General features: G+C 54.0%; 25 protein-coding genes. 13 read left to right on the top strand and 12 right to left on the bottom strand.

Going from position 1 to position 26,033, the window contains the following annotated elements:
• The first annotated feature begins 59 nt into the window (after nt 1-59).
• From HMPREF3039_RS08045 to HMPREF3039_RS08030, 5 genes are all read left to right on the top strand, one after another.
• Nucleotides 60-4,466 (top strand): RHS repeat domain-containing protein, encoded by a 4,407-nt coding sequence (locus HMPREF3039_RS08045; RefSeq protein ID WP_147549886.1) that lies wholly within the window; start codon nt 60-62, stop codon nt 4,464-4,466.
• Nucleotides 4,467-4,541: 75 nt separating this feature from the next.
• A complete protein-coding gene (locus tag HMPREF3039_RS08040) occupies nt 4,542-5,063 on the top strand; it encodes a hypothetical protein (protein WP_167506773.1) in 522 nt (173 codons plus the stop codon).
• 36 nt (nt 5,064-5,099) lie between these two features.
• On the top strand, nt 5,100-5,264 hold the full coding sequence (locus HMPREF3039_RS14385) for a hypothetical protein (protein ID WP_197483360.1): 165 nt from the start codon (nt 5,100-5,102) through the stop codon (nt 5,262-5,264).
• A 647-nt stretch (nt 5,265-5,911) separates the two neighbouring features.
• Nucleotides 5,912-7,444, top strand: coding sequence for a hypothetical protein (locus HMPREF3039_RS14150; protein WP_067982372.1), 1,533 nt, complete (start codon nt 5,912-5,914; stop codon nt 7,442-7,444).
• Nucleotides 7,445-7,490: 46 nt separating this feature from the next.
• A complete protein-coding gene (locus HMPREF3039_RS08030; protein WP_067982368.1) occupies nt 7,491-8,210 on the top strand; it encodes a hypothetical protein in 720 nt (239 codons plus the stop codon).
• A gap of 81 nt (nt 8,211-8,291) precedes the next feature.
• On the opposite strand, the gene HMPREF3039_RS08025 is transcribed toward HMPREF3039_RS08030, so the two are convergent.
• Entirely contained in the window at nt 8,292-8,801 is a 510-nt protein-coding gene (locus HMPREF3039_RS08025) for a SprT-like domain-containing protein (RefSeq protein WP_147549880.1), read from the bottom strand.
• On the opposite strand from HMPREF3039_RS08025, the gene HMPREF3039_RS08020 reads away from it, so the two are divergent.
• The 7 genes from HMPREF3039_RS08020 to HMPREF3039_RS07990 all read left to right on the top strand — a co-directional run bounded on the left by HMPREF3039_RS08020 (nt 8,774) and on the right by HMPREF3039_RS07990 (nt 15,389).
• On the top strand, nt 8,774-10,090 hold the full coding sequence (locus HMPREF3039_RS08020; protein WP_082770185.1) for an acyltransferase family protein: 1,317 nt from the start codon (nt 8,774-8,776) through the stop codon (nt 10,088-10,090). The genes HMPREF3039_RS08025 and HMPREF3039_RS08020 overlap by 28 nt on opposite strands.
• A gap of 112 nt (nt 10,091-10,202) precedes the next feature.
• A complete protein-coding gene (gene rffA, locus HMPREF3039_RS08015) occupies nt 10,203-11,345 on the top strand; it encodes a dTDP-4-amino-4,6-dideoxygalactose transaminase (RefSeq protein WP_067574129.1) in 1,143 nt (380 codons plus the stop codon).
• A complete protein-coding gene (locus tag HMPREF3039_RS08010) occupies nt 11,342-11,839 on the top strand; it encodes a GNAT family N-acetyltransferase (protein ID WP_067574068.1) in 498 nt (165 codons plus the stop codon). Before rffA ends, HMPREF3039_RS08010 begins: the two co-directional genes overlap by 4 nt.
• Nucleotides 11,836-12,774, top strand: coding sequence for a glycosyltransferase family 2 protein (locus tag HMPREF3039_RS08005; protein WP_067952066.1), 939 nt, complete (start codon nt 11,836-11,838; stop codon nt 12,772-12,774). The genes HMPREF3039_RS08010 and HMPREF3039_RS08005 overlap by 4 nt, the downstream gene beginning before the upstream one ends.
• Nucleotides 12,775-12,804: 30 nt before the next feature.
• Nucleotides 12,805-13,143, top strand: coding sequence for an EamA family transporter (locus tag HMPREF3039_RS08000; RefSeq protein ID WP_067574066.1), 339 nt, complete (start codon nt 12,805-12,807; stop codon nt 13,141-13,143).
• Nucleotides 13,140-13,484, top strand: a complete 345-nt coding sequence (locus HMPREF3039_RS07995; protein ID WP_067574064.1) for a DMT family transporter — start codon at nt 13,140-13,142, stop codon at nt 13,482-13,484. The genes HMPREF3039_RS08000 and HMPREF3039_RS07995 overlap by 4 nt, the downstream gene beginning before the upstream one ends.
• Before the next feature lie 129 nt (nt 13,485-13,613).
• Complete coding sequence (locus HMPREF3039_RS07990) at nt 13,614-15,389, top strand: hypothetical protein (RefSeq protein ID WP_147549876.1); 1,776 nt, start codon at nt 13,614-13,616, stop codon at nt 15,387-15,389.
• 80 nt (nt 15,390-15,469) lie between these two features.
• Here HMPREF3039_RS07990 and HMPREF3039_RS07985 read toward each other — a convergent pair whose 3' ends face one another.
• The 11 genes from HMPREF3039_RS07985 to rplU all read right to left on the bottom strand — a co-directional run bounded on the left by HMPREF3039_RS07985 (nt 15,470) and on the right by rplU (nt 25,495).
• A complete protein-coding gene (locus HMPREF3039_RS07985) occupies nt 15,470-16,561 on the bottom strand; it encodes a hypothetical protein (RefSeq protein ID WP_067952063.1) in 1,092 nt (363 codons plus the stop codon).
• Between the two features lie 109 nt (nt 16,562-16,670).
• Nucleotides 16,671-18,020: an adenosylmethionine--8-amino-7-oxononanoate transaminase gene (gene bioA / locus HMPREF3039_RS07980; protein WP_067574058.1), complete on the bottom strand. Its 1,350-nt coding sequence runs from the start codon at nt 18,018-18,020 to the stop codon at nt 16,671-16,673.
• 34 nt (nt 18,021-18,054) lie between these two features.
• The gene (bioB, locus tag HMPREF3039_RS07975) at nt 18,055-19,020 is read right to left on the bottom strand and encodes a biotin synthase BioB (RefSeq protein WP_067574056.1); all 966 of its coding nucleotides are present in this window, start codon (nt 19,018-19,020) and stop codon (nt 18,055-18,057) included.
• Between the two features lie 84 nt (nt 19,021-19,104).
• On the bottom strand, nt 19,105-20,007 hold the full coding sequence (locus HMPREF3039_RS14380) for a sulfatase-like hydrolase/transferase (RefSeq protein ID WP_067574054.1): 903 nt from the start codon (nt 20,005-20,007) through the stop codon (nt 19,105-19,107).
• Nucleotides 20,001-20,660 carry a sulfatase-like hydrolase/transferase gene (locus HMPREF3039_RS14500; protein ID WP_067574052.1) on the bottom strand — a complete coding sequence of 220 codons (660 nt, stop codon included), beginning with the start codon at nt 20,658-20,660 and terminating at the stop codon, nt 20,001-20,003. The genes HMPREF3039_RS14380 and HMPREF3039_RS14500 overlap by 7 nt, the downstream gene beginning before the upstream one ends.
• A 121-nt stretch (nt 20,661-20,781) precedes the next feature.
• Nucleotides 20,782-22,038 carry a SufB/SufD family protein gene (locus HMPREF3039_RS07960; RefSeq protein WP_067574050.1) on the bottom strand — a complete coding sequence of 419 codons (1,257 nt, stop codon included), beginning with the start codon at nt 22,036-22,038 and terminating at the stop codon, nt 20,782-20,784.
• A gap of 9 nt (nt 22,039-22,047) precedes the next feature.
• Nucleotides 22,048-23,484, bottom strand: a complete 1,437-nt coding sequence (gene sufB / locus HMPREF3039_RS07955) for a Fe-S cluster assembly protein SufB (protein WP_067574048.1) — start codon at nt 23,482-23,484, stop codon at nt 22,048-22,050.
• Between the two features lie 21 nt (nt 23,485-23,505).
• Nucleotides 23,506-24,264: a Fe-S cluster assembly ATPase SufC gene (sufC, locus tag HMPREF3039_RS07950; protein WP_067574046.1), complete on the bottom strand. Its 759-nt coding sequence runs from the start codon at nt 24,262-24,264 to the stop codon at nt 23,506-23,508.
• A 16-nt stretch (nt 24,265-24,280) separates the two neighbouring features.
• Nucleotides 24,281-24,733 carry a Fur family transcriptional regulator gene (locus HMPREF3039_RS07945; RefSeq protein ID WP_082770183.1) on the bottom strand — a complete coding sequence of 151 codons (453 nt, stop codon included), beginning with the start codon at nt 24,731-24,733 and terminating at the stop codon, nt 24,281-24,283.
• A gap of 155 nt (nt 24,734-24,888) precedes the next feature.
• Complete coding sequence (rpmA, locus tag HMPREF3039_RS07940; RefSeq protein ID WP_067574044.1) at nt 24,889-25,149, bottom strand: 50S ribosomal protein L27; 261 nt, start codon at nt 25,147-25,149, stop codon at nt 24,889-24,891.
• Between the two features lie 28 nt (nt 25,150-25,177).
• Entirely contained in the window at nt 25,178-25,495 is a 318-nt protein-coding gene (gene rplU / locus HMPREF3039_RS07935) for a 50S ribosomal protein L21 (RefSeq protein WP_067574042.1), read from the bottom strand.
• Between the two features lie 88 nt (nt 25,496-25,583).
• Here rplU and tsaE point away from each other — a divergent pair, with 88 nt between their 5' ends.
• A complete protein-coding gene (gene tsaE, locus HMPREF3039_RS07930; RefSeq protein WP_067952061.1) occupies nt 25,584-26,033 on the top strand; it encodes a tRNA (adenosine(37)-N6)-threonylcarbamoyltransferase complex ATPase subunit type 1 TsaE in 450 nt (149 codons plus the stop codon).

Here is a 26,033-nt window from a genome sequence, read left to right as displayed (position 1 = left end):
ATGAAAATACTGTCAAGGATGGAGCACCCGTAATTCTCATCACCGAGCAGAGGCAGGGCATGCCTGCTTTCCATACAGAACGGAAAGTGGAAGGCAACAATGTAACCATCACCCAGGGCGAAGGGGACGAGCGCATCGTACGGCGGATTGAGCGCAATTTCCTGCCCGGCGGCAAATGGGAAATGATTGAGAGCTACCGCAAGATCAACGAGGAAACGCCCGTATCCTGCGTACGCACCGTCCAGAAGAGCACGGAAGGCGGCTGGCTGACCATCAGCAGCACTCAGGGCTACAATACCCCTCTGGCTCAGACTACGCTCTATACCTACAATGACCAGTTCCGTGTGTCCCTGGAGATCAAGCCCGACGGAGGCTACACGCGCTATGAGTACGACGACCAGGGCCGGGTGGTTCTGGAAGCGACACCGTGGGCAGGAGGAGGCGAGAAAGGGACGCGTACCACATATGCCGACCTGCGTTTCAATGATTTCAGGCCAGCAACAGAAAGAGAAGTGATTATCGCTCAAGACGGAACGGAAACCGTTCTGAGCCAACGAAACTATACCTATGAAGACAGCCCCGAAGTCAACCGCACGACAGTGACCGAAACGGCCCTGGGTTCCGACCAGGCTCACACAAGCATCTCGGAGACTTATGGGGAAGCAGCACAGTACCCTTATGCCCGGGGCAGGCAGAGGATGAACCAGGGCATTGACGGAGTTCAGACCGTCTATATCTATGAAGCCACCACAGAGCATGATGCCCTCCACAAGGTGACAACAACCGTTCAGACAAATGGAAGCATTGTTTCGGATCAAAGTACCCGTAGCGTGCAATACATCGCTGAAAACGGGACTACTACCAGAAGGGAGCAATATGTTCATACAGGAGATGATTGGTCTCTGATTTCTTCGGAAGACTACGAATACGATGATGAACTCAACCGTATTAAAACAACAAGAGGTAATGGACGTACCCGAGTGACGGAATGGATGTGCTGTGGGCCCTTGAGGGAAACCGATGAAGATGGCATCACAACCAGCTACGGCTACAACACAGCCAAGCAACTGGTGGAAACCATTCGCTCGGGAACGGAAACTACGCCTGAAACCATCACTTCCTATACCAGGGATGCAAAGGGCAGAATTCTTTCCACACGCCGGGATGTCGGAGCCATGACTACGGTTGAAAGTACGGAGTACGACGATTTGGGAAGGGTTATTTCTGTAACGGATATCCTCGGACGTGTGACCAGGACTCAATACAGTGGCGATCAACTCACTACTACTGTCACCACTCCTTCAGGGGCGACCTTGGTTACCCAGACCTATTATGATGGTACTACCATTCTGCAGGGCGGAACCGGCCAGCGGGAAATCGAAACTCAACTTAAGTTGACAGAAGAAGGCATCCTTACTACCACTCTTTCCAAAGGAATTATTCTCTCACGTTCTCTTTCCAACGGTTTTGGAGAGACCATACAACAGGAACGACCCAATACTCTGGGAGGTTTTATTGTCACCAGAAATACTTACAATAGCAAAGGGCAACTCATACGCACCGGGACAGAAGACATGGCTCCTACAGTAACTGACTACAGTGAATTGGGCAGCATCGTGAGGCAAACCGTCCTTCTGGACGAGCTTCATCCCGAAGATGCCACTAAAAACAGGATATCGGAAAGCTCCACATACTACCAGATACGGGAGGATGGCATTTATCAGAAGCAAACCTCCATAACTTACAATGTCGAAGGGCTGCCTCTCACCCAAACTACGGAAACCATGGTTTCGCAGCTGGACCCTGTACTGGAAAGCAAAACCATTGCCACTGACGTGTACGGCCAGCAAAGCATTCAGTGGACGGAATACACCGCTCCCACCAAACGCACCCGATTTAGCCGCATTCTCACTTCAGATATCGTGGCTGAATCTGTTGTAGTGGATGGTTTTACCGTAAGCCAAACCGACCATTCGGGTATTCATTCCTCCCGGCAGCTTTCTTTCACTTCTGAGGGCATGATCCAGCAGCAGGCCGATGCTCGCGGCAATGTCACTGTAATGGAAACGGATATTGCCGGACGCACCGTCAAAGTCACCAATCCGGCGGGCAACGTCACTACTACAGCTTATCTTCCCTGCTGTGATGCTCCCTCCTGCATCACGGATGCTCTGGGAGGTACCGTTTGTTATTCCTACGATATCCGGGGTAGGAAGACAGCTGAGTTTGGCACCGCCATTCAGCCGGCATGCTTCGCTTACGACGAAAACGACCATATGATTGCCCTGACCACCTTCCGGGCAGATGATGACGACATTACCACCGATCCTTCCCATCGAACCGACGGAGACACCACCACCTGGCTCTACGACACAGCCACGGGACTGGAACTCAAGAAAACCTATGCCGATGGTTCCTGTGTTTCCAAAACATACGACAGGCTCAACCGCCTGGAAACACTTACCAAGGCCAGAGGTATTGTAACAACTTATCAATACGCTCCTCTCACCGGAGAGCTTCTTTCCGTCTCTCACAGTGATGGTACTCAGCCGTGGCTTTACTCTCACAACCATCTGGGGCAGATGATCTTTGTTTCCGATGCCTCGGGAATGCGGGAATTCTCCTACGATGCCTATGGCAAGATGATCCAGGATACTTCCTTTGGAACCATAGAAAGTTGTCTCCAGGAAGAATATGATGCTTTCGGTCGTCCCTGCGGATACCGCCTGATGATCGGTACCCGCACCGTGCAGCATTCCCATATTGACTATGGCCATAAAGGTGCCATTATGAGAATGAAAATGGAAGAGCTGGATACCCCCTTTATCTGGGAGTACGACGAAACCAGCGGCTTCCTCAATCAATTGTCCTATCCCAACGGCATGGTTCGCAAGAATACCTATCATCCCGCGCTCAATCTCTTGGCCTCTATCAGCTATGAGGATGCCGGGAATGGCGACATATTGGCCGGACATGATTACCAGTACGATGAATTGATGCGCCCGACCCGGCGCAGGGATTCTTGGGATGCCGCTACACCGGCAACAACAAGGAACTTCACCTATAATAGTAGAAGTGAACTTATCAATGATGAGCTCCTGGGAGGAAGAGGTTTTGCCTATCAGTACGACAACATCGGCAACCGTAAAATAGCGCAGGAGTTGGAGGAAGAAACATCCTACAATGTCAATCGGCTCAATCAGTACACGGATATTGTCGAAGTAGGGTCTTCTTTCGAGCTTTCCTATGACGCGGACGGCAACCAGACCAGGATTAAAACCTCTACGGGTATCTGGAAAGTTGCTTACGATGCCAATAACCGTCCCATTTTTTTTATGAGTGAAGATGGTCGGACTGTCATAACCTGTAGCTATGACTACCAAGGGCGTCGCTTTGAGAAGAAAGTAGCTGTTAACAGAACAATTATTAGCCATACTTACTATCTATATCGGGATTATCTTCAGATAGCCGAATTGGATCTAATGCGTCCTGAACCTGTGTTAGGGAAAAGCTTTTTATGGGATCCGACAGAGCCGACAGCCGCGCGTGTCTTAGTGATGACTCTCAGGAAGGAAAACACAATGGATGCTGAAGAACATCTTTACTTCATGCATGACATGTTGAAAAATGTTACCTCTATATCCGATGGTTGGAAGGAGAGGCGAGCTCTTTATGAGTATGCTCCATTTGGAGGTGCTCTGATAATGAAAGGAGATATGGCCCTGGTCAATAAGTTTCGCTTTTCCTCTGAGCACATGGATGATGAATTAGGACTCATTTATTATAATTACCGACACTTTAATCCTAAAGATGGCAGATGGATCGGCAGAGATCCTATTTCAATCCAAAATGAATATAATAAATATTGTTTTGTAAAAAACAGAAATACATTTTGTTTTGATTTCAGAGGATTAAGAATAAAATACATATCTGTAAATGCGACTGAGGAGTATTCAAGCCATTGGACAACTAATATGACAGGCGATGATTTTAATAATCTCATTTCTACAGTCAAAGGAGAATTAGGAAATGCATGTTGTGTTAATATCTTACAGATTATTATTCATGGATATAAAGATGGGGCAATTATTAAACCACCACACGGAGAGTCTATCTCAGAGGATAGTCTCAATCAGGGAGGGAAAATAAATTGGATTAATGATAATAATGCATATGATTTGTTCAGCAAATTGGCAAGAGAAGTAAATTTCTGTTTTCCCTGTACTATCTATTTATGCTCATGTCATTTGGGGTTGGGTACTGTACCTCAGAAAGTAGCAGATGCTACATCGTGTGTAGTGTACGCTCCACAGGGTTATTGTCAGCCAAATGCTAAAAAACCAGCTAAATCAAAGGTTTTAGATGAAATTCCGCCTGAATATGAGAAAGTTTATGATAATGCAAAAAAAGATACATGGACTAAGTATGATCCTAACATTCCTATTGCAGAACCTGTAGAAGAATAAAAAATGTTAAATTTTATAAAGTTATCAGTAGTATTATTAGTTAAATTCGGTCTTGTTTCCTGTCAGACGGCACAGATGGATACTTACTCAAAGTTAGAAAAAAGAGAGACGAATTCCTGTTTCGTGTTTCCGTATGGAGAAGGTGAACTTAAGTTGCCGAACCAGCTGGCCTTGTATCTGGAACATGTTATCGAATCCCAAAAGGAGATGAAAAACACATGGTCCCCGCATCAGGTAGTTATTTTGCCAGGAAGGCCTGTTTTGGGACATTTCAAGATTCATGATCGCCTGTACGCATGGGAAGGTTCGAATGTTCTTTACGATACCCATGTTGACGGTAAAGGGCGCCAAGGAGCTTACAATCTTCATTCCGAATGGTATGAGTATAAAAGTAAGGTGGCGCCCCAAATTGACCGGGACAGGCTGCTTCTAATTCATGGAATAGGCGAGCCTGTGGATGTTAAACGTTATCATAAGTATAAGGATGAAAGAAGAAAACAGTATGATTCTTATTTCCACGCGTTATCAACTATATTGATGTCCAGAAGCGATAAGGATCTTCCTCCCATACCCGCAAAGTATCAATTTCAACGTTGAAAAAGAAACATATATTGCCCTGGGGACTATGCCCGTATGCGCCATTGCCACAGTCAGCCTCTTGATGATTTTTTATCCGCCAGCATCATGAATTCATCAGCAATGGCGCTGGTGATTCCAAAAGAAGCGGTGATCGTCATGAAGAAAATCGGCAATAGGGAAAGCCTTAAAAGAGGAGGTATTGTTTGCCGGATCGCATGAAGGTGCCCCTCCAGATATATGAAGTGCCGGAATAATAGTGGGATTGCCAAAATACCTTTTTCATAAGGGTGGAAGGATAACTGAGAAAACAATAAGGCAAAATATGAACTGTCTATATGGTTTTGTCGTGTTTTTCACCTAATTTTTATCTGTGAATCTGCAAACGGTGCTCTCAATGTTTTTATCAATTTGTGATGGGAAATCAGCTTTTGATTTTTTGACGGGAATGTGCATTGGCTTCTTTACCCTCTCTGGTTTCCCTTTCGGTCAAACGGTTGTTTTCGAAAGGAGCTTTTCAACATGAACCGGGCGCAATGAGTAGAGTTGGCAGTTTGGAAAGGTGATGTCTTCAAAACTTTTTCATCAGCAGGGACATCTTCAGGGCTTTTTAAAGGCAATAGTTCTTGACCCAAGTTTATAATTGTCTTAGTAAAAGATAGTTGTTTTTGTTTTCTAACTGGTTGTTTCTCTTTTATAGTTTCCCCTGTCATCTTCAAACCCACTCCATTCAACTTGAATCCTACCTGTTCCGCTACCGTACCCCCTGAATTTGGTCATCCCCCATGCTTACGAAGAAACCGGCATAATACTGTTGTGTTCGGTGCGGAATTTCCGGGAGGGTAACATAGCCAACTCTTTGCCGAACAATGAAAAGAAATTGGAAATTTGTCTTTCTTGCCTCTGTATCAGCCGTCTGTTTTACAGGGGCAATGGCTTTTTCCGCACAGGAGAAGGAGGTTTCTCCATCGGAAAAGAATAGTAAAGTTGATAAGGATTGGTGGGAACTTCTGAAAGCTCCCTCGGTTCTCAGGCCTGCCGGGCGGGAAGTGCAACGAATGACGGAAATGTTGTCTGAAATTACCGGGCTGGAAGAAGATGACCTTATTTGGCTGCAAGTGCCTGAGGATGTCTGCGACGGAGGAATAAGGCTGTGGGCCATCAACAGGGAGAATGTCTTGAAGGCGGCACAACCTGTTTACTTTCCTCAAGTTTACAGGTTTTTTGCCGGATATGGGGAAAGTCCGTCTTTCAAGAATCTTGATCCCAGGTTGTTGAATTCATGGAGGGGGATGGAATTCCGCCATGTTCCTTTGGAGAGGGAGTTGAGTACGGTTGTTGAGTCGTTGTACAAGGCTCTCGGCCGGTTTTATGATCAACCCGGTCTTGACGCTTCATGGAGCATATGCGCCGCGTGCAATCCGCAATATGACAATGATATGATGGGGCAGGATGTCCTTGTGGCGGCCGGCAGGCTTGGAGGAGAATTCCATGGCTTCAGTACCGGCATGTGCAGTATGACCGTTGTCCAGGCGTGGGAGTATTTATGCCTGCTGCTGCATGATTCAGCCCTTTTTGGTGTGCTTGGCCGGGATGAACAGTTATGGCTGGCGATGCAGGGGGAAAGGCTGCTGGAGCTGATTGAGCGGATTGAGAAGGGGCCGAAGCCGGAAAAATGGAAGGGTGTTGTGGAGAAGGAGACTTTCGGAATGGAATATCTGACATTGCCGGGAACTCTGAACAATGAGGATATCTGGCTCCTGCTGTTTCCGGACGGCGGAAGCGGTCTGAGCAGGATGTGGGTGGAGGAGAGAAAGGCGGCCAAAGGAGGGAACGGCCGGATGACGGTGGATGCCCAGGGCCTCCATATGACGGAGTCCGGAGTCGATTTTGCTTCCGTGAATTGGAAGGTATCCGGAGGAGAGGAGAGTACGAGTGCGCCGCATTTTGCCTACGTTTGTTTGCATAATATGTTGCCGGAAAAAAGCTGGGAAGAGTCTGTGGCGGATTATAACAGGATGAGGAGAAAGAAGGGATGGAAGGAGATGGACGCAGAGGCTGTAGCCGTCATGGTCTTCCGCCTGGGGTATATCAGCAGGGCCCGGGTCAAGTTGTCTGAAGAGGAATGGAAGAGCCTGGCAACGAAGAAGGATGCCTGGGCATTGCGCTGGCATGGGCCGGGTAACGGAAAGGAAGCCAAAGCTTTTGCGGAGCAATGGAAGAGCGGGTGCGGCGATTTCATTCGTCTTTCAGCGTCCTCTTCCTGGGGAAATGCGAATCGGGTGGATTCCGATTTGGAAGAGGTCCTTTATTATTTTATGAAGCTGGGTAAAAACCGGGGGATGGAGAGCAGAGTAGGGACGGATAAGAAGAAAAGGGTTATGGAGATTTTGAAAAAATGAAGTTGAAAGAAAATTGGATGAATATCGGAAATGGGCATGTGAATAAATGCCGCATCTGAAGAGCATGCAGCCTTTTAACATCAGGATGATTCTGCCGTATATACCCCCTGTTTTATGCGCCGTTGCGGCATGCCACGGAGAAGCTGTGCCCCGTGATCAAGCGGATGTGACAAGGAACGGTATTCTTGTATTGCAGGCATGCACGGATGAGAAGACTACGGCGGAGCATTCCAGGGAAATTTCCCTGATGTTCAAAGGCGTTCTGCTTAATGAAACGATTCAGGCATTGTTCAAGGCCGACAGGAACCGTTTATACCATGCGGTTCTCTTGGCTGAAGTGGAAAGAATGAATCATCATGAATGGTTCGGTCTCCCTTCCATGCAGGATTATTCTAAAAAGACACGGAATGATCGTTTTCCGCTGAAGGCAGCCATCGACCCCAATGCCGTCCTTTTTGTCAGGGAGGTAATCATTAAAGAAGTGAAGAATCTGCAAAGCCGGAACCCCCAGGCGAATATACCCGGCTTGATTTCAGATCTGGTTGAGTTTTATAAGGTTTTTGATCCGGAACTGTATGTGAAGGTAATGGAGTTTGAGGATAACAGCCTGATCCGCAGTCTTCATATTCTTAAGAGTATTGATTTTCAGACTCTTGGGGTCGATCCTCTTGCCGTGACAACCATTCGGCATTTGGTGGATGAAGTTTTCTGGAAGTATTCCCTGTGGCAGGAGAGAATACGGCAGTTTCAACGTGAAAAGAAATAAACCGGTTGTCTTGTTCCCGATGCAGCCGTGCATGTGATGGATTTACAGGAGGGAAATGGCCTTTTATCCCCCTGGCCGGGCTTACTCGTTTTCATAAGGTTCCAAAGCCAGTTGCCCCAGCGTTTCCGGGCGGTTTTTCAGCGCCAGGCGTTTGAGGTGTTTGGCGAAGGCGGGGCGGCGATGGTATTTGGCCACGATTTCTCCCGTTGTTTTCAGACGAAGAATGTATTTGTACGTAGTGACGCGGATGGCGTCCTGTCTGGCCGCGGCGCGCGGAACGGCTCCTATTTCCCGGCAGATGCGTTTCCACAACGGGCCATGGGTCCGTTCCCCATGGCGTACCCACGCCAGGGCATGGGCTATTTCATGCAGGACGGTGTCCCGGATTTCATGCGGCGCCTCCAGGTTGGCACGGACGAAATGGATGGAAAGAGTAATGCTTTTTTCCTGAAGCCGGCATACGCCCAGTCTTCTCCGTGCCCGGTCCCAGCCGAACTGCCAGTCATGCAGCCCATGTTCATCCAGTTTTAGACGGGCATAGGATTCTATCTCCCGGAAACAGGATGGTCCGCCGGCTTGTTCATTCCCCATGGTCATGTGTGATTTATTGTACCACGTTTGTTTCCGGAAAGGATACGCGCAAGGAGATCATGACGGAGTTGGTTGGCTTCCGTGGAAAACGGGAAAAGAGAAAGCCGTTTTTTCTTTCCGGAAGAGGGAAAGATTGGACGCCCGATTTCCGTATTGGGAATATTGCCATGGATTCAGCACCTGATACCCGGCCGCAGAGGATCGCCGCCATTGATGCACTGCGAGGTTTCGACATGTTTTTTTTAACCGGGGGGCTGGCTCTTGTCGTTGCCGGCATCAACCTGTTTTATGAGAAGAGCCCCGCATGGCTGCTGAAACATGCCGCGCACGTCCAGTGGGAGGGGTTTGCGGCCTGGGACCTGGTGATGCCGCTTTTCCTGTTCATCGTGGGTACGGCCATGCCGTTTTCCTTTGGCCGGCGCATCGGTTCGGAACCCGTTTGGAAGATTTATTTCAAGGTGGTCAAACGGGTGGTGGTACTGTTTTTGCTGGGAATGGTGGTGCAGGGCAACCTGCTGAGTTTTGAGCCGGACAAGATGTCCCTGTACTGCAATACTCTTCAGGCCATTGCTTCAGGCTATCTGATTGCGGCCATCTGCCTGCTGAATTTGTCCATACGCTGGCAGGTGGCGGCCACGGCCATTCTGCTGGCCGCCTACTGGCTGGTGATGAAGTTTGTTCCTTTCTCCGATCCTGCCGTTGGGTCGTGCGCGGCGGGAGTTCTGGAACCCGACAGGAATGTGGCCCTGCTTGTGGACAAGTACCTGATGGGCTCCTGGCAGGACGGCACGAATTATGCGTGGATTCTGGGGCAGTTCGGTTTTGGGGCCATGACCATGCTCGGATTGCTGGGCGGCCAGATGTTAAAGCACGTCCAGGGGCACGGAAAAAAGCTGCTCTGTCTGGCTGCCGCCGGGCTGGGTTGTCTGGCGCTGGGGTATTTCTGGAGCCTTGATTTCCCCATGATCAAGAAGTTGTTCACCAGTTCCATGGTTTTGTGGGCCGCCGGCTGGTGCTATCTGCTTCTGGCCCTGTTTTACGTGCTGACGGATGTTCTGAGGCTTAACTGGCTGACGTTCTTTTTCTCCGTTATAGGGAGCAATGCCATTTTCGTGTACATGTGGACGGAGGTGTGCCCGCCCACGCGCAATTTTTCGCGTGTACTTTTTACCGGATTCAGCGAGTGTTTCGGCGACGGGCGGCAGTTCGTTTTTTATTTGTGCAATTACGCCCTGATCTGGAGCGTCCTGTATTATCTGTATAAAAACCGGACGTTCATCAAGGTATAGGCTTGTTTTCAGTCCTTCATCCATAGTAGGGTCTGCTTCATGCGGACGGAGCCGTCCGTCCCGGGTTGAGATGCCCGCATGGGCGGCCTGCCCGCAGGTTTCCTTTGGAGCCATGAATATTCCTTTCAACCAACCTCATGAGCACGGTCCCGAGCTGGATTATATTCGGGATGCCATTCATTGCGCCCATTTGTCCGGAGACGGCAAATACACCCGGAAGTGCCATGAGTTACTCGTAGAGCGCACAGGCGCCAAAAAAGCGCTTCTCGTCCATTCCGGAACCGCCGCCCTGGAAATGGCCGCCCTGCTGATTGACTGCAGACCCGGAGACGAGATCATCATGCCTTCCTATACGTTTGTGTCCACTGCAAACGCCTTCGTTCTGCGCGGCGCGGTGCCGGTGTTCGTAGATATCAGGCCGGATACCCAGAATATTGACGAGACGCTGATTGAAGCGGCCATTACGGAGCGGACGCGGGCCATTTGCGTGGTTCACTACGCGGGTGTGGCGTGCGAGATGGATACCATCATGGATATCGCCCGCAGGCATCATCTGTACGTGATTGAAGATGCTGCCCAGGGCGTGGGCTCCTCCTACAAGGGGCGCAAGCTGGGGTCTATCGGGCATTTGGGGTGCTACAGTTTCCACGAGACCAAAAACGTCATTTGCGGCGAGGGGGGAGCCCTGCTGGTGAATGATCCCGCATTCATGGAGCGTGCGGAGATTATCCGGGAGAAGGGAACGAACCGTTCCAAGTTTTTCCGGGGGCAGGTGGACAAGTACACCTGGGTGGACGTAGGGTCCTCCTATCTTCCCGGAGAGATGACGGCCGCCTATTTGTATGCCCAGCTGGAATATGGGAAGGAGATCAACGGAGAGCGGCGGAAATGGTGGAACATGTACCATCAAGCTCTGGAGCCTCTGGAGAAGGCCGGTGTGCTGAAACGCCCCTGTGTTCCGGCGGATTGCGTGCATAACGCCCATATGTATTACGTTCTGCTCAATTCCCTGGAGGAGCGCACCAGTCTGATCGGCAAACTGGCGGAGGAGGGCATCAAGGCCGTGTTCCACTATATTCCGCTTCATTCCGCTCCGGCAGGCGTGAAATTCGGGCGTACCGCCGGCAGCATGGCCTGCACGGACCGCACCAGCGATACCCTGCTCAGACTGCCTTTGTATTATGATTTGGGCGCGGAGGGCTGCCGCCGCGTGTTGAAAGCCGGTTTTGGCGTGGAAGGAGCGGCGGAATCATGAGACTGCGTTTGGTTAACGTGTCCGATGTGGACGAAGCCATGCGCGCGCAACTCCGCGTATGGCGCAATTCCGATATGGTCAGCCCCTTTTTTCTGCTGAACCAGGTAACGGAAGAACAGCACCGCGCATGGCTGGAGAAAAACGTCCGCGGTGAGAATGCCTGTGCCTGCGTGATTTATGCGGACCAGGTTCCGCTCGGCCTGGTGTATCTGCCGTGGTTTGACCGGGAGTCCCGCCAGGGCGAGATCGGTATTTATATTTATAACCGGGATTTTCAGGAATTGCGGCCCGCTTCCTTTGCCTATGAAGGGATGATGGATGTTGCCGCAAAAGACCTTGGTTTGAAACGCCTGTGCGCCCGGATTCTGGAGGATAACACCAAGTCCGTCCATTTTCATGGACGCATGGGGTTTGAGTTCTCCCCGGAAGATACGGGGGAATGCGTCAAGAATGGGGAAAGAAAACGTGTTCTGATGTACGTGAAAGATTTATGACTGATCCGCAGATTCAATTGTCCATTGCGGCTACGGTGTATTGCACGGGGGGGTATTTGGCGGAGTTCTGCTCCCGCTGTTTTTCCGCCGCCCGTGCGGCCGGTTACGATCCGGACCGGACGGAAGTGGTGCTGGTGAACGACGGCTGCCCCAGGGACGGGCTGGAACGGGCTCTGGCGGAGCGGGAGAAGGACCGGAGGGTGCGCGTGGTGGATTTGTCCCGCAACTTCGGGCATCATCTGGCCATGTACGTGGCCTGTGAGGAAGCGCGCGGGGAGAGGATATTCCTGATTGACAGCGATCTGGAGGAGTCGCCCGAATGGCTGGAGGATTTTTCTAGGAAGATGGACGATACGGGGGCGGATGTGGTGTATGGCGTGCAGGAGAGAAGGAAAGGCGGCTTTTTTGAGGCCGTGTCCGGCGAGTTGTTTTATACCCTGTTCAACCTGCTTTCCGACCAGCAGATCACGAAGAATATGGTAACCGCGCGCCTGATGAGCGCGCAGTTTGTGCGTGAAATGCTGAAGTTCCAGGACAGGGAACCTTTCTTTTTCGGCCTGTGCGTTGCTACCGGGTTCCGGCAGGTGCCGTGCACGGTGAAGAAGGCTTCTTCCTCCCCTACGACTTATACGTTCCGCAAGAAGATGGCGCTGGCGGTGAATTCCGTGGTTTCCTACAGTGCCAAGCCCCTGGTGTATATTTCCTATTTCGGGTTGGCGGTGACTTTGGTCGCCATGCTGTATGTGGCATGGATTCTGGGGCGGCAGCTCCTGTACAACGTGGCGCCGACGGGCTGGGCGTCTTCCGTGGCCTCCGTCTGGCTGGTCGGCGGCTTTATTCTGATGAGCCTGGGCGTCATCGGCATCTATATTTCCAAAATTTACAAGGAGACCAAGCACAGGCCTTCCGTGATCGTGGCCCGGCGTTACGAGTAACTTCCCGGACGTTTCCTTTTTCTCTCTTTCATGATCAATTATCTGGTTTTACATCTTCTTTTCATTGTCTATGCCTTCAACACGATGATGGGGCGTATGGCCGCCCCCTATGGCTGGATGGACTGGCACAGGTATGTCCTGCTGTGCGGCGTGCTGCTGCTGCTGGGCATTTACGCCATAGGATGGCAGGTCATGCTGAAGAGGTTTAATCTTGGCGTGGCGTACGCCAACCGCTCTGCGGTCGTGATCTGGGGCATTCTGCTGGCATGGCTGTGTCTGGGGGAAGCCCTTTCCTGGACGCTGGCTCTGGGCGCGGCCATGATCATCGGCGGAATTATTCTGGTATCCACGGAGGAGGACGCATCATGAATGAGGGGTTTTATATCGGCCTGACTCTGTTTTCTGTCTTTATGGCGTCCTGTTCCCAGGTGATTTTAAAGAAGTCCGCCATGAATGAGCGGCTGTCCGGCCTTTCCTATTTCGTGAACCGGGCTACCGTGTCTGCGTATGCCATTTTTTTTGGGTGCAGCCTGCTCACGTTTTACTGCCTTTCCCATTTGCCGATGGTGACGGTGAACGTGTTGGAGTGTTCCGCCTACGTGTACATTCTTTTTTTTGACCGCTTTTTTTTCGGAAAGCCGGTGACGCTGCGCAAAGTGGCCGGAAACCTGCTGATCATTACCGGCATTATTGTGTGCCTGAACCGTTGAAGCGCCGGGGGACATTTATGGCCGGAAGGCCGGGAATGAAACGGATACGGCTCTTGACTTTCGTTTTTCCCGTTTCTAGTATGCGTGCCCCGGCCGGGAACCATGGCTGGGCAGTCAGGGAATTTGCTTATGATGAAACAGGTCTGGAGATGGATATCGCTTTTGCCCCTGCTTCATCCGGTATGGTTCAATATTATCCTGCTGGTTCTTGCCTGGAGTATTGTCGGCGTCGCCTACCAGTCTAATGATGATTTGGTGATCGCCTCCGTACTGGACGGCTGGGGCGATCCTTCCTATGCCGATGCGCACGTCATTTTCGTCAATCCCCTGCTGACGAGGTTTCTTCTGATGGTCGCCCCCGTTCTGGGCGGATTGTCCGTCTGGCCGGTGTTTCTGGCCGTTGCCACGCTGTCCAGCGGAGCCGCCATTTTCACGATGCTTACGGCGCATGCCCGCAAGGCGCGCAGCTATGATTTCACGACGCTCGTGCTGCTGCTGGTATGGCTATTGATCATGCCCGGCTTTTATGCCGCCCTGCAATTCAGCCATGCCGCGTTTCTCGTGGGGTTCACCGGCGTGCTTACCTGCCTGAAGCATGGTTCTTCATCCTGGTGGAAGCTGGCTGCGGGCGTCTTTTTGTGTGTTTTGGGGAGCATGATCCGGCTGGATGCCGCCCTGGTGTGCGATGCCTTTTTCGGGGCGGTGCTGGCGGCGGGGAGCATGGACGGGTTCCGGCCCTCCTGGGAAAAGCTTCGTTCCCGGGGACGCCTCTGGGGAGCCCTGGCATGCGTGTTTGCCTTTTCCTACGGCTTGAACGGATACAACAGGCATGCCCACCGCAGCGTGTTTGAGGGATGTGACGTGGCTGCCTGGAACGAGGCCCGCGCCTTGTTGTCCGATACGTCTCCCATCCGTTCGGAGGACGAGTACGAATGTGCTTCCTACGGGGTGTTTGCCAATGACATCAAGATGGTGCAGATGTTCACGAATTGCGATATGGAGGTGTTCAACACCGACTATTTGAGAAGACTCAGGCTGGCGCGGGACGGGAACGATTTCTGGCCCAGAATGTGGATCCGCGGAGAAAAGGCCCTGCATTTGTTTTCCTGGGATTCCATCGTGGACCTTCTGCCCTGCTGGATTTTGTTTGGACTGGCCTGCCGCGCCTCCTTTCGCCGCGGGGATTCTCCGGCGCTCCTGTGTTGTGTGGGCGGCCTTTTGGTGCTGGTTTTGTTGTACATGGCCAGCATAGACCGCCTGTATTTCCGGGTGGTGTATCCCACATTCCTGATTGCCGGGTTATGCCTGCTCAGGCCGGAGCATTTCCAGGCCGTTCGCGTCAAATGGACGGGGAAGGGGGCTTTGACGGGCAGCTTGCCCATGTTCTGCGCGTTTGCCGTCTCTCTTTCCCAGGCGTGCGCCGCCGTTTGGGAGGCCAATATGGAGTCGTTTTCCCCGGAGGCGGGGCGCCTGCTGTGCGAACGGGTGGACCGGGAGCCGGATTCCCTGTTTTGTGTGCAGATGTCCGGCGGCACTATTGATGACCTGGCTCCCGGGCAGTCCGTTTTCCGCAAGGCGTGGAGCTGTTCCCGGAAAAACGTGGTGACGCTGGGCGGATGGAATTTTCCGCTGAAGCCCGTGCAGAAGAAGTTGCAGGAAATGGGCTGGAACGGACAGACTGCCCTGAATCTTTGCCGGGACAACGTCTATATCGTCTGCCTGACGCCCCAGGGAGACCTTTCCGATATGGACAGGAAGTTTTTTACAATGCTTTGCCGCCACATATGGGAACACCACGGCATCCGCACGGCGTGGCACCTGGATGAGAATATTGAAGGAGTGCGCATTTACCGCCTGCGCAAGACCTGGTTCCAGCCCGGCAGGGAACGCCCTCCGGTTTTATAGGGGGGAGAGCGCTGTCCGGATAACAAAAATCCCCCGGTTGACGGACCGGGGGATGAAAAAGGGTAACCTGCAAGGCTCCTTTAAAAGCGCGGCGGGCCTCCCGGCTGCCGGCGGGCGGTGCGGGCTTCACGGAGTTTTTCCTTTTCCGCCGGGCTCAGGAGCAGGTATTCCAGGTCCCGGATGGCCCGTTGCTTGTCGTTGGGGTCCTTGATGCCGGGAAGCAGGCTCTTCATCTTGTCCAGAGAAGCAACCTGGTCGCCGAGTTCAAAACAGGCTTTTTCCCGTTCCCACTGCCTTTTAAGCAGGAAGTTGGCTTTTTCCACTTCAGCCGTTTTCTTGTCGCTGGCGGTGTTGTTCATCAGCAGAGCCAGTTCCAGGCCGATGCGCTTGTTCCAGAGCTTGCGGAAGTTTTCCACATCCTTGTTTTCCTTGTAGGGAACCAGGAGCACGCGGTCGAAGATGCCGTTGAGGTCCATCAGGTTGTCCGGCAGGGTTTCCGACCGGTAGTCGCTGATGTTCAGGTAGGTCCGGATGACGTCGCTGGCTCCGCCCACCATGGCGAGCTGTTCGCCCACATCCTTGGCGTTGGCGGCCACTTCATCCAGCATGGACAGCACGCTTGGGGAAATGTTGATTTCGCGCTCGTTTTTTTCCGCCTCCGCTTTTTTCAGGCAGAGCAGCATCCATTTGCACTGGAGCTGCAGGGCCTTTTTAAAGCCGGGAGCCACATTGTTGCCCGTGTTCTGCTTGCGCCAGTTGGAGAAGGCGGAGCTGGGGCTTTCATTCTGGCTGCTGCCGTTGCGGCCATTGCTGCTGCCTCTGCCGCCGTTCATGGCGGGCATGCGCATCATCCGGTAACCGCCGCCGCCGCGGTTCAGCATGCGGGACATCATACTGGTGGGATTCAGGAACCGGTCTTTCATGGCGTCCACGTAGAGTTTCATGGCGGCGTTTTCCGTGGCGATGGCCGTTGTCAGGGCAGCCACGGCTTTTTGAAGACGGGCCGAACTGGTGTTCAGATGCCCGGTTTTTACTTCCTTGAGCCATTCCGCCGCTTCTTTTCTGGCGGAATCGGAAAGCAGTTCCTGGGCTTGGCAGAAGCCGGAACCCATGACAAGGAGGATGAGCGCGGAAAGCGCCGGACGTTTATACAGGGGATTGAAGTGTATCATGACGGTGTGGAGGGTTTACAGGGTATTTTAACAAACACCGCGCATGAAAAAAAGTTTCATCTTTCCTTCAAAAAAATTGCCGGGCATATTGTTTTACCGCGGAAAATGTTTATCCCAGCACTTTCCGGATGCAGCCGGCGCAGATGGAAACAGCCTCCTGCATCTCTTCCGGAGAGATGACGAGGGGCGGGTTGAAGTACAGCACGTCGCCCAGCGGGCGGAGCAGCAGTCCCTGTTTGAGGGCTTCCTTGTAAATCTGGTAGCCCAGGCGGCGTTCGGAGGGGAAGCTTTTCCTGCTTTCCCGGTCTTCCACCAGTTCAATGGCGTTGACGAGTCCCAGATGGCGGATTTCCCCCACATGGGGATGATCTCCCAGGGCATCCATGATCAATTGATGGAAGAAGGGGGCCTTTTCCCGTGCACGGGGAATGATTTGTTCTTCATCCAGCACTTTCAGAACGGCCAGCGCGGCGGAACAGCCCAGAGGGTTGCCGGCATAGGTGTGGCTGTGCATGAAGGCTTTCCCCTCCCGGTAGTCCGCGTAAAAGGCATCGTAGATTTTTTGCGTGGTGATGGCGATGGACATGGGCATGTAACCGCCCGTCAGCCCCTTGGAGATGCACATGATGTCCGGAGTGATTCCCGCCTGGTCGCACGCGAACATGCTGCCCGTACGGCCAAATCCCGTGGCGATTTCATCCGCAATGAGATGGACGCCGTAGGAATCACACAGGGCGCGGAGTTGGGCAAGATAGGAAGGCGGGTACATTCTCATGCCGGCCGATCCCTGGAGCAGGGGTTCCACCAGCAGGGCGGCGCATTCCTCACCGTGGCGGGCGAATACTTCCTGCGCCGCATCAATGCATTCCGCCTGGCAGCATCCCCTTTTTTTTCCTTTGGGGCAGCGGTAGCAGTCCGGGGCGGGAATGCGCACGATGTCCAGCAGAAGCGGCTTGTAGAGTTCCGAGTACAGGTCCAGGCCGCCGACGGACAGGGCACCCAGAGTTTCCCCGTGGTAGCCGTCGCTCAGGGACATGAAGCGTACTTTCCGGCGGTTGCCCGTCTGATAATGGTATTGGAAGCTCATCTTCATCGCGGATTCGATGGAAGCCGAGCCGTTGTCGGAAAAATTGAATTTGCAGAGTCCCGCCGGAATTTTTTTCATCAGTTCCTCGCACAGGGTGATGGCGGGCTTGTGCGAGAAGTTGGCGAAGATGACGTGCTCCAGGGAATCAAGCTGGTTCTTGACGGCCTGGCTGATTTTGGGATGGCAATGGCCCAGCAGGTTGCACCACCAGGAACTGACGACGTCCATGTAGCGCTTGCCGTCCACGTCGTACAGGCTGATTCCCCGGCCGTGGTCGATGACGATGGGAGGCAGCGTTTCATAGTCCTTCATCTGGGAACAGGGGTGCCAGATGTATTCCAGATCTTTTTTTGACCAGTCAGCGTGATTCATGATGAAGGGGAAGGGATGGCAAGCCGGGGAAAGCTTATTTCATGCGGACTTCATAGCCCAGTTCCGCGAGCATGGCCAGATCCTCCCTGATCGTTACTCCGGAGGTGGTGAGCATGTCTCCGGAGATGGCGGCGTTGGCCCCGGACATGAAGATTTTCCGGCCGTGGTCCCGCATGGTGTTCCGTCCCGCGGCAATGCGGACGAATCCGTCCGGCATGATGAAGCGCACCAGGGACACGATGCGCAATTGCTCTTCTTCCCCCAGCGGTGTCATGTCCGCATAGGGGGTGCCGGGAATGGGGGTCAGGAAGTTGACGGGAGCGGATTTGATACCCAGGGCGGCAATGTCCATGTACATGTCAATCCTGTCTTCCCATGTTTCTCCCAGCCCCATGATGCCGCCGCTGCATACTTCCAGCCCGGCTTCCATGGCCCATTTGATCGTCTGGATCTTGTCGTCGTACGTGTGGGTGGTGCAGATGTTCGGGAAGTTGCGGCGGGAGGTTTCCAGATTGTTGTGGTAACGGGTGACGCCCGCCGCCTTCAACTGCTCGCAATGCTTTTTGGAGAGAAGACCGTGAGAGGCGCACAGGGAGATGCCGCATTGGGCGGCAATGTTTCTGTAGCTGGCGCAGAGCTGTTCCACGTCCGCATCCGTCAGCCTTTTGCCGGAAGTGACAATGGAGTAGCGCAGGATTCCCTTGTTTTCATTGTATCTGGCTCCCGCCAGCAGCGCTTCGTCGCTCAGCAGGGGGTATTCCTCCACAGCCGTGGAGTAGTGCGCGGACTGGGCGCAGTATTTGCAGTTTTCCGAGCATCTGCCGCTGCGTCCGTTGATGATGGTGCAAAGGTCGAAGACGTTTCCGCAGAAACGTTCGCGGATGGCATTGGCTGCCCGGCACAATTCTTCCAGCGGCTCCCGGCGCAGGGCCAGCAGTTCTTCTCTGGTGCATGTTCCGCCCTGGAGCACCCCGGAAAGAAGGGAAGAAGTAAGATTCATGCGGGAAAGATTACCTCCGGGGCGTGGTACGTCAAGGGTAGAGTTGAAGGGGGGCGGGGATGGAAGCTCCCGTTTCTGCCCGCGTTATTTGTCCGTTTGTTCCGGAGTCCTGCAGCACAGAGCCGGGAAGCCGGGAGAGGGTTTGTGCTCCTTGCCCGGAACGGAGACGGCCATCTCGATGAGATCGCGGCGGCTGGAGGCGAGGTCGTGCGTTTCCGAGGGGTCCCGGGAGATGTCGTATACTTCCCAGTTGGCCGGTTTTTTACCGGGAAAGAGGTTGCGGCGCATGACTTTCATCGTGTCGAAGCGCACGGCCACCTGGCCTCCGTAGCCGCCGCCGGCCCAGACCAGGGGGCGTCGGTCTTTCAGAGCCTTTTTTTTGCCGAGCAGGACGGGGGAAAGGTCTATTCCGAGTGGGGAACCTGCATCCGCTCCCACCAGGGCGCATAGCGTGGGCATCACATCGGCATGGAATGCCGGCTGCGTGATGATTCTGCCGGGATAGATTTTTCCGGGCCAGCGGATGATGCCGGGGACCCTGATTCCCCCTTCGTAAAGCTGGCCTTTCAGTCCTTTCAGGCTGTCCACGGAGTTGAAGAATTCATGGTCCACGCCGCCTACATCATGCGTCGTGCCATTGTCGCTGGTGAAGATGACAATGGTGTTTTTCTCAAGGCAGCATGTTTCCAGCGTTTGCAGCAGGCGGCCCACATTGTGGTCCATCTGGGAGATCATGCCGGCATAGGCCGCCCTGGGACGGGGATGGGGCTGATAGCCGTTTTCTCCCCGGTAGGGGCGCTTGTCCCAGTCGCGCGGGTAACGGTCAATCCATTCCTGCAGGGGCTGCATAGCCACGTGGGGTTCCAGCGGGGCGTAATACAAGAAGAAGGGCTTTTTTCCGTGTGCCTGGTTTCTGACGAATTCCTGCATTTTATCTGCAATCAAATCGGAGCTGTGTTTTTCTGCGCGGTAGGCGTCCGTCAGCACTTCCCCCTGCGGCTGGGAGCCGTGCTTGATGGTGACAGCGGCAGGGAGGTGTTGGGCATTTTCTTTTTCCCGTCATTCCAAAGATAGGGAGGATAGGGAGGATAGGGAGGATAGTAGGTGTGGCAGGATTTCTGGTCCGTATAACCGTAGAATCTGTTCACTCCGTGCTTGTCCGGGGCGCCCGTGGTCCCAAAGTCGCCTATGCCCCATTTGCCGAATACCGCAGTGGTGTAGCCGGCTTTTTTCAGGGCTTCCGGGAGGGTATAGGTTGCCGTTCTGATGGGCCAGTCTCCCTTGAGGTCCCGCCAGTTTTCGCGGGCATCCACGCGTTTCAGGTCCTGAACGTCGCAATTGCCCGTGTGTTTGCCGGTCAGCAGGACGTTGCGGGACGGGGAGCAGACCGGAGCGCCGGAGTAGAAGTATACCCATCGCTGGCTTTCGGAAGCCAGTTTGTCGAGATTCAGGGTATTGATTTTCTTCTGCACGTAGCACCCCGCTTCCGCCCAGCCCAAATTGTCTGCGTTAATGAGCGCGATATTGGGGCGTTCCGCTCCGGCCGCATGGATGCAGAGAAGGAATATGCCAGGTAACAGAAACGGAGAAAATACATGCTGCAGGATATACAGTCCCGGAAAGCATGAGATTTCATGCAACAGGAGCAGCCCGGAATGGAGGCCTCATTCCGGAATAAACGGCGGAGCCGTGCTTCTGGCGGCGGAAAAACCGTTGATGGCCGCCGGAGGGCGGTCCGGGACGTATCCGGAGAAACGGAGATCAGGACAGGACAATGTTTTCCACCGCGGTGCGGATGGCTTCATCGCTGAGTTGGTCCAGGGCATGCTTCAGGAAGCCCCGTGCAATCATGCTGCGGGCCGTTTGCTCCGGAATACCACGCGAAAGGAGGTAGAAGATTTCTTCCGGGGAGATGGACGATGTGGCGGAACCGTGGGAGCACTGCACCCGGTCCGCAAGGATTTCCAGACCCGGAATGGAGTTGGTTTCCGCCTGCGGACTGAGGATCAGGTTGCGGTTGCTCTGGTAGGCGCTAGTGTCGTGCGCTCCCTCCTCCACCAGGATCATGCCGCTGAAAACACTGGCGGAGTCGTCGTCCAGCACGCTGGCGTAAAACAGATTGCTGGAGGCTCCGCGGTAGCGGTGCCTCTGGTAGGTCCGCTGGTCCAGTTGCTTGCGTTCTTTCAGATGATTGGCGGAGAGCAGGCGTACATGGGCTCCGTCTCCCGTGAGGACGCAGACCGTTTCCTGCCTGGACCATGCCGCGCCCGGATGGCTGGCCAAGTGTTCCATTTCCGCGGAATCGTCCGCCGTGATGTGGGTGAGCTCCACGGCGCGGGACCGGGTGTTGAGTTCCTGCACCAGGGCGTATTTGACGGAGGAAGCGGAAGAAAGATGGTGCTGCTGCATGGCTCCGCAGAATTGCATGCCATGGTCCGCACTGATGTGGCGCTCCAGGATGCGGAGACGGCCTCCGTTTTCCGTGATGACCAGCGTATAAGGGAAGACGGCTACGTTGTCTCCGGAGATGAAGTGGAAGATTTCCAGAGGCCGGGAGATTTCCCTGTCCGCCAGGATGACCAGCCCGTTGTGTTGAAGGGCCGCGTTCAGCGCGGCCAGACGTTCGGAGCCGAGCATCTCCGGCATGTTTTCCAGATGTTTCCGGGCCAAGTCCGGGTATTGGAGAATAAAGTCTTCCAAATCCATGACGGAGAGCCCTTCCGGGAGTTCCTCCGGCATGGAGACGGGCAGCCCGTTGGCATACACCACCCGGAGGGCGTCCGGCATGGAGGCATGGTCCCGGATGATGGCTGCCAGGGTTTCCGGGGCCAGGGGGGATGCCGCTTCAAATTCTTCCAAGGATTCGTTGGCGGGAGCGCCGAACCGCCATGATTCCATGCGGCGGGAAGGTTCGGGAAGCTGTACCGCCCGTTCCTTCATCTGCCTGTGCCGCGCTTCAAACCATTCGGGGAGGAAGCCTGCCGGAAACCGTTCGTCGTTGAGCAATTGATTCATCATTTCCTTCCTTTATCCGATGCTGTCTTCCATTTCCAAGTCAATGAGCCTGCGCAGCTCCACGGAATATTCCATCGGGAATTCCTGTACTAGATCGTTGATGAAGCCGTTGACCGCCAGGGACATGGCCGCCGCCTTCGGAATGCCGCGCTGCTGCATGTAAAAGAGCATTTCCTCCGAGACCTGAGAGACGGACGCTTCATGCTGCACCATGTTCCGGTCTCCCTTCACCGTGATAGCGGGGTAGGTATCCGTACGGCTGTTGGACGCCAGCAGCAGGGCGTCGCATTCCGTATTGTTCTTGCAGCCCTTGAGCCCCTTGCCCATGACGACCTGGCCGCGGTAGCTGGCGCGACCTTCTCCGATGCTGATGGATTTGGAGACAATGTTGGACGTAGTGTCGTCCGCCGCGTGGATCATTTTGGCGCCGGTGTCCTGGTGCTGGCCCGTATTGGCCAGTGCGATGGAAATGACCTCCCCCCTGGCCCTTTTGCCCTTGAGGACTACGGCGGGGTATTTCATGGTGAGGCCGGAGCCGATGTTGCAGTCAATCCAGCGGATTTCCGCATCTTCCATGGCAAGGCCGCGCTTGGTGACCATGTTGAATACGTTGGAGGACCAGTTCTGCACGGTGACGTACTGGATTTTCGCTCCTTTCAGGGCCACCAGTTCCACAACGGCGGAGTGGAGGGTGGACGTTTCAAACTGGGGCGCCGTGCAGCCTTCCATGTACATGAGTTCCGCTCCTTCGTCCGCGATGATGAGGGTACGCTCGAACTGGCCGAAGTTTTCCGAGTTGATGCGGAAGTATGCCTGAAGCGGGTGCTTGAGTTTGACCCCCTTGGGCACGTAGATGAAGGAGCCGCCGGAGAAGACCGCGCTGTTCAGGGCGGAGAATTTGTTGTCACCCGTAGGGATGACTTTTCCGAACCACGGGCGGAAGATTTCTTCATGGTTTTTGAGGCCTTCCGTCGAGTTGACGAAGATGACGCCCTGGCTCCGCAGTTCCTCCTTCATGTTGGAGTAGGCGGATTCGGAGTCGTACTGGGCTTCCACGCCTGCCAGGAATTGCCGCTCCTGTTCCGGCACGCCCAGGCGCTCAAAGGTGCGTTTGACGTCTTCCGGCACGTCTTCCCAGCTTCTTTTGGGCCGCTCTCCGTCGGAAAGGTAGTAGCGTATCTGGGAGAAGTCTATTTTTTCAATTTCCGGGGAGGCCCAATGCGTGGGCATGGGCTTGCTTTCAAAGACGGCCAGGGCGTTTTTGCGGAAACGGCGTATCCAGTCCGGCTCGCCCTTGACGTCGCAGATGTAGTCGATGGTGGCTTCCGTAAGGCCGTAGCCGGCGTCGAATTTGTGGCGTTCCGGGAAGGAGAAGTTTCCCTTGCTCCGGTCGAAGTCAAACAGGTTTTGCGCGCTGTCGTTCGCAGGCGTGTCAGGTGTTTCGCTCATGATGACTGCCGGATTGCCGGGTTATGCGTTGGCCGCTCCTTCGATTTCCTTCAGGAATTCATATCCCCTGCTTTCCAGTTCGTCCACCAGTTCTCCGCCCCCGGTGCGGACAATTCGTCCGCCGGCCAGCACGTGGACCACGTCCGGCTTGATGTAGTCCAGCAGGCGTTTGTAGTGGGTAATGACCAGGAAGCTACGGAAGGGGGAACGCATGGAGTTGACTCCTTCGGAGACGATGCGGAGGGCGTCGATGTCCAGGCCGGAGTCCGTTTCGTCCAGAATGGCGTAAAGGGGGTCCAGCAGGAGCATCTGGAGGACTTCGTTGCGTTTTTTCTCCCCGCCGGAAAAGCCTTCATTCACGGCGCGGGAGGTGAATTGGCGGGACATGCCGAGCTGGTCCATTTTCGCGTAAAGCATTTTGTAGAACGTGACGGCGTCAAGTTCCTCCCCCTGGGGCATGCGCGCCTGCATGGCCGCACGCAGGAAGTTGGCGTTTGACACGCCGGGAACTTCCATGGGGTATTGGAAGGCCAGAAAAAGGCCGGCACGGCTGCGTTCGTCAATGCTCATGTCCAGCAGGTTTTGTCCGTCCAGCCAGACTTCCCCGTCCGTCACCTCGTAGTCCGGATGGCCGCAGAGGACTTTGGAGAGCGTGCTTTTCCCGGAGCCGTTCGGCCCCATGATGGCGTGCACTTCCCCCTTGGGGATTTCAAGATTGATGCCTTTAAGAATTTCCGTGCCTTGCACGCTGGCGTGCAAATTTTTAATGACCAAGCTCATGATGTAAAAGAAGGAATTAACCCTGCGGTGTAATGATGGAACCCCTCAAGGTGATTTGGGCCTCTTCCACGCATACGTCGTCGGGCAGATTGATGAATTCCCTCAGGTCCACGCCTTCCTTGATGGTAATGTCGTAAATCCGGCCGGTCCGGGTGTCCTGGAAGTGGCCGTGATCGACGAGGTTGGGACAAAAGCGGGAGGAACTGCGTTCAAAGTTGACCTGATTGACAAGGCCATGGTTTACCAAAGCCTCCAGGCAGTTGTAAACCGTAGCCAGGGAGATGCTGGGGAGTTTTTTGCGGACCCGGTGGTAGACTTCATTGGCCGTGGGGTGGTCGCGCTGTTCCAGAAGGACCTGGTATACTTCCTGCCGTTGCTTGGTGAGTCTCAAGCCGGAAATGACTGGAAGGGTAGAAGCCGTTTTTACGGCGTCTGAGGTATCTGTTTTGGAACTCGTTTTATATTTCATGCTCTGCGGGGAATAGTGGAGAAGGCACTATCATTTTGCAAGAACAATTCCTGTTCTTTGTTTTGAGTGGCCGGGGTGGGAAGGAAGGGGAAAAAGAAGGGCGGTCACCCTGTGGATGGCCGCCCTTGCAGGGAAATAGCTGTGAACCGCAACGGTTAGTTGGCGGACTCGGTTTCCGGAGCTACATTGACGCGGCGGCCTTCACGGTCGAAGAACACGCGGCCGTCCACCAGGGAGAAGATGGTGTAGTCACGGCCCATGCCCACTCCCTTGCCGGGGTGCCACTTGGTGCCGCGCTGGCGGATGATGATGTTGCCCGCGATTACTTCCTGGCCGCCGAATTTTTTCACGCCGAGGCGCTTGCTGCGGGAGTCGCGACCGTTCTTGACAGAACCCTGACCTTTCTTGTGAGCCATAAGATTAAGATGAAATTAGAGGTTGAAATTAGGCTTTGATGTCGGTGATTTCCAGCTTCGTCATGGCGCGGCGGGAACCTTTTTTCTTGTGGAAGCCCTTGCGGCGCTTGAATTTGAAGGCGATAATCTTTTTGCCGCGGAATTGGCTGACTACCTTGGCGGAGACGGTGGCGCCTTCCACCGTGGGGGTGCCGAGGGTCACGTTTCCATCATTTTCCACCATAAGCACCTGATCGAAGCTTGCTTCGGCACCCTCTTCAAGGGTATTGATGCATTCAACGTCGATCACGTCGCCCTTCTGGACGCGGTACTGCTTTCCACCTGTTTTGAAAATTGCGTATGCCATTACTATCACTGTTAAGGTTCGCCCGCGGTTGCGGGAGCCGCACTAAACCATATCACTTTTCTTTAGACAAGTAAAATTTCATAAAAAAATGAGCGAGTGGCATAAATTTTTTAAAAACGGGGCTGTTTTAACGCGTTCTCCGGAAGAAATGCGGGCTCTCGGGCGGGAAATAGGTAAAATTTTAATGCCTGGAGAGGTGCTGGGCGTGGTGGGAGAGCTGGGAGCGGGGAAAACGCATCTGACTCAGGGGATTATGGAGGGGCTGGGGAGCACGGATGCCGCCGCCAGCCCCACGTTTTCCCTGGTGCATGAACACCGGGACGGACGGCTGGGGGCCTGCCATTTTGATTTTTACAGGCTGCGGGACGAGTCCGAGCTTTTCGGGATAGGCTGGGACGAGTATCTGGACGGAGACGCCGTACTGGTCGTGGAATGGGCCAACCTGTTTCCGGATGCGTTGCCGGAGGACGCCTCCTGGCTGCTGCTGGAGCATGCGGGAGAATGCCTGCGCAGGGTTTCCCTGGCTCCCCGTTCGTAA

Source organism: Akkermansia sp. KLE1798, assembly GCF_001580195.1.
GTDB lineage: Bacteria > Verrucomicrobiota > Verrucomicrobiia > Verrucomicrobiales > Akkermansiaceae > Akkermansia > Akkermansia biwaensis.
This window is presented reverse-complemented; position numbering and strand designations above follow the sequence as displayed.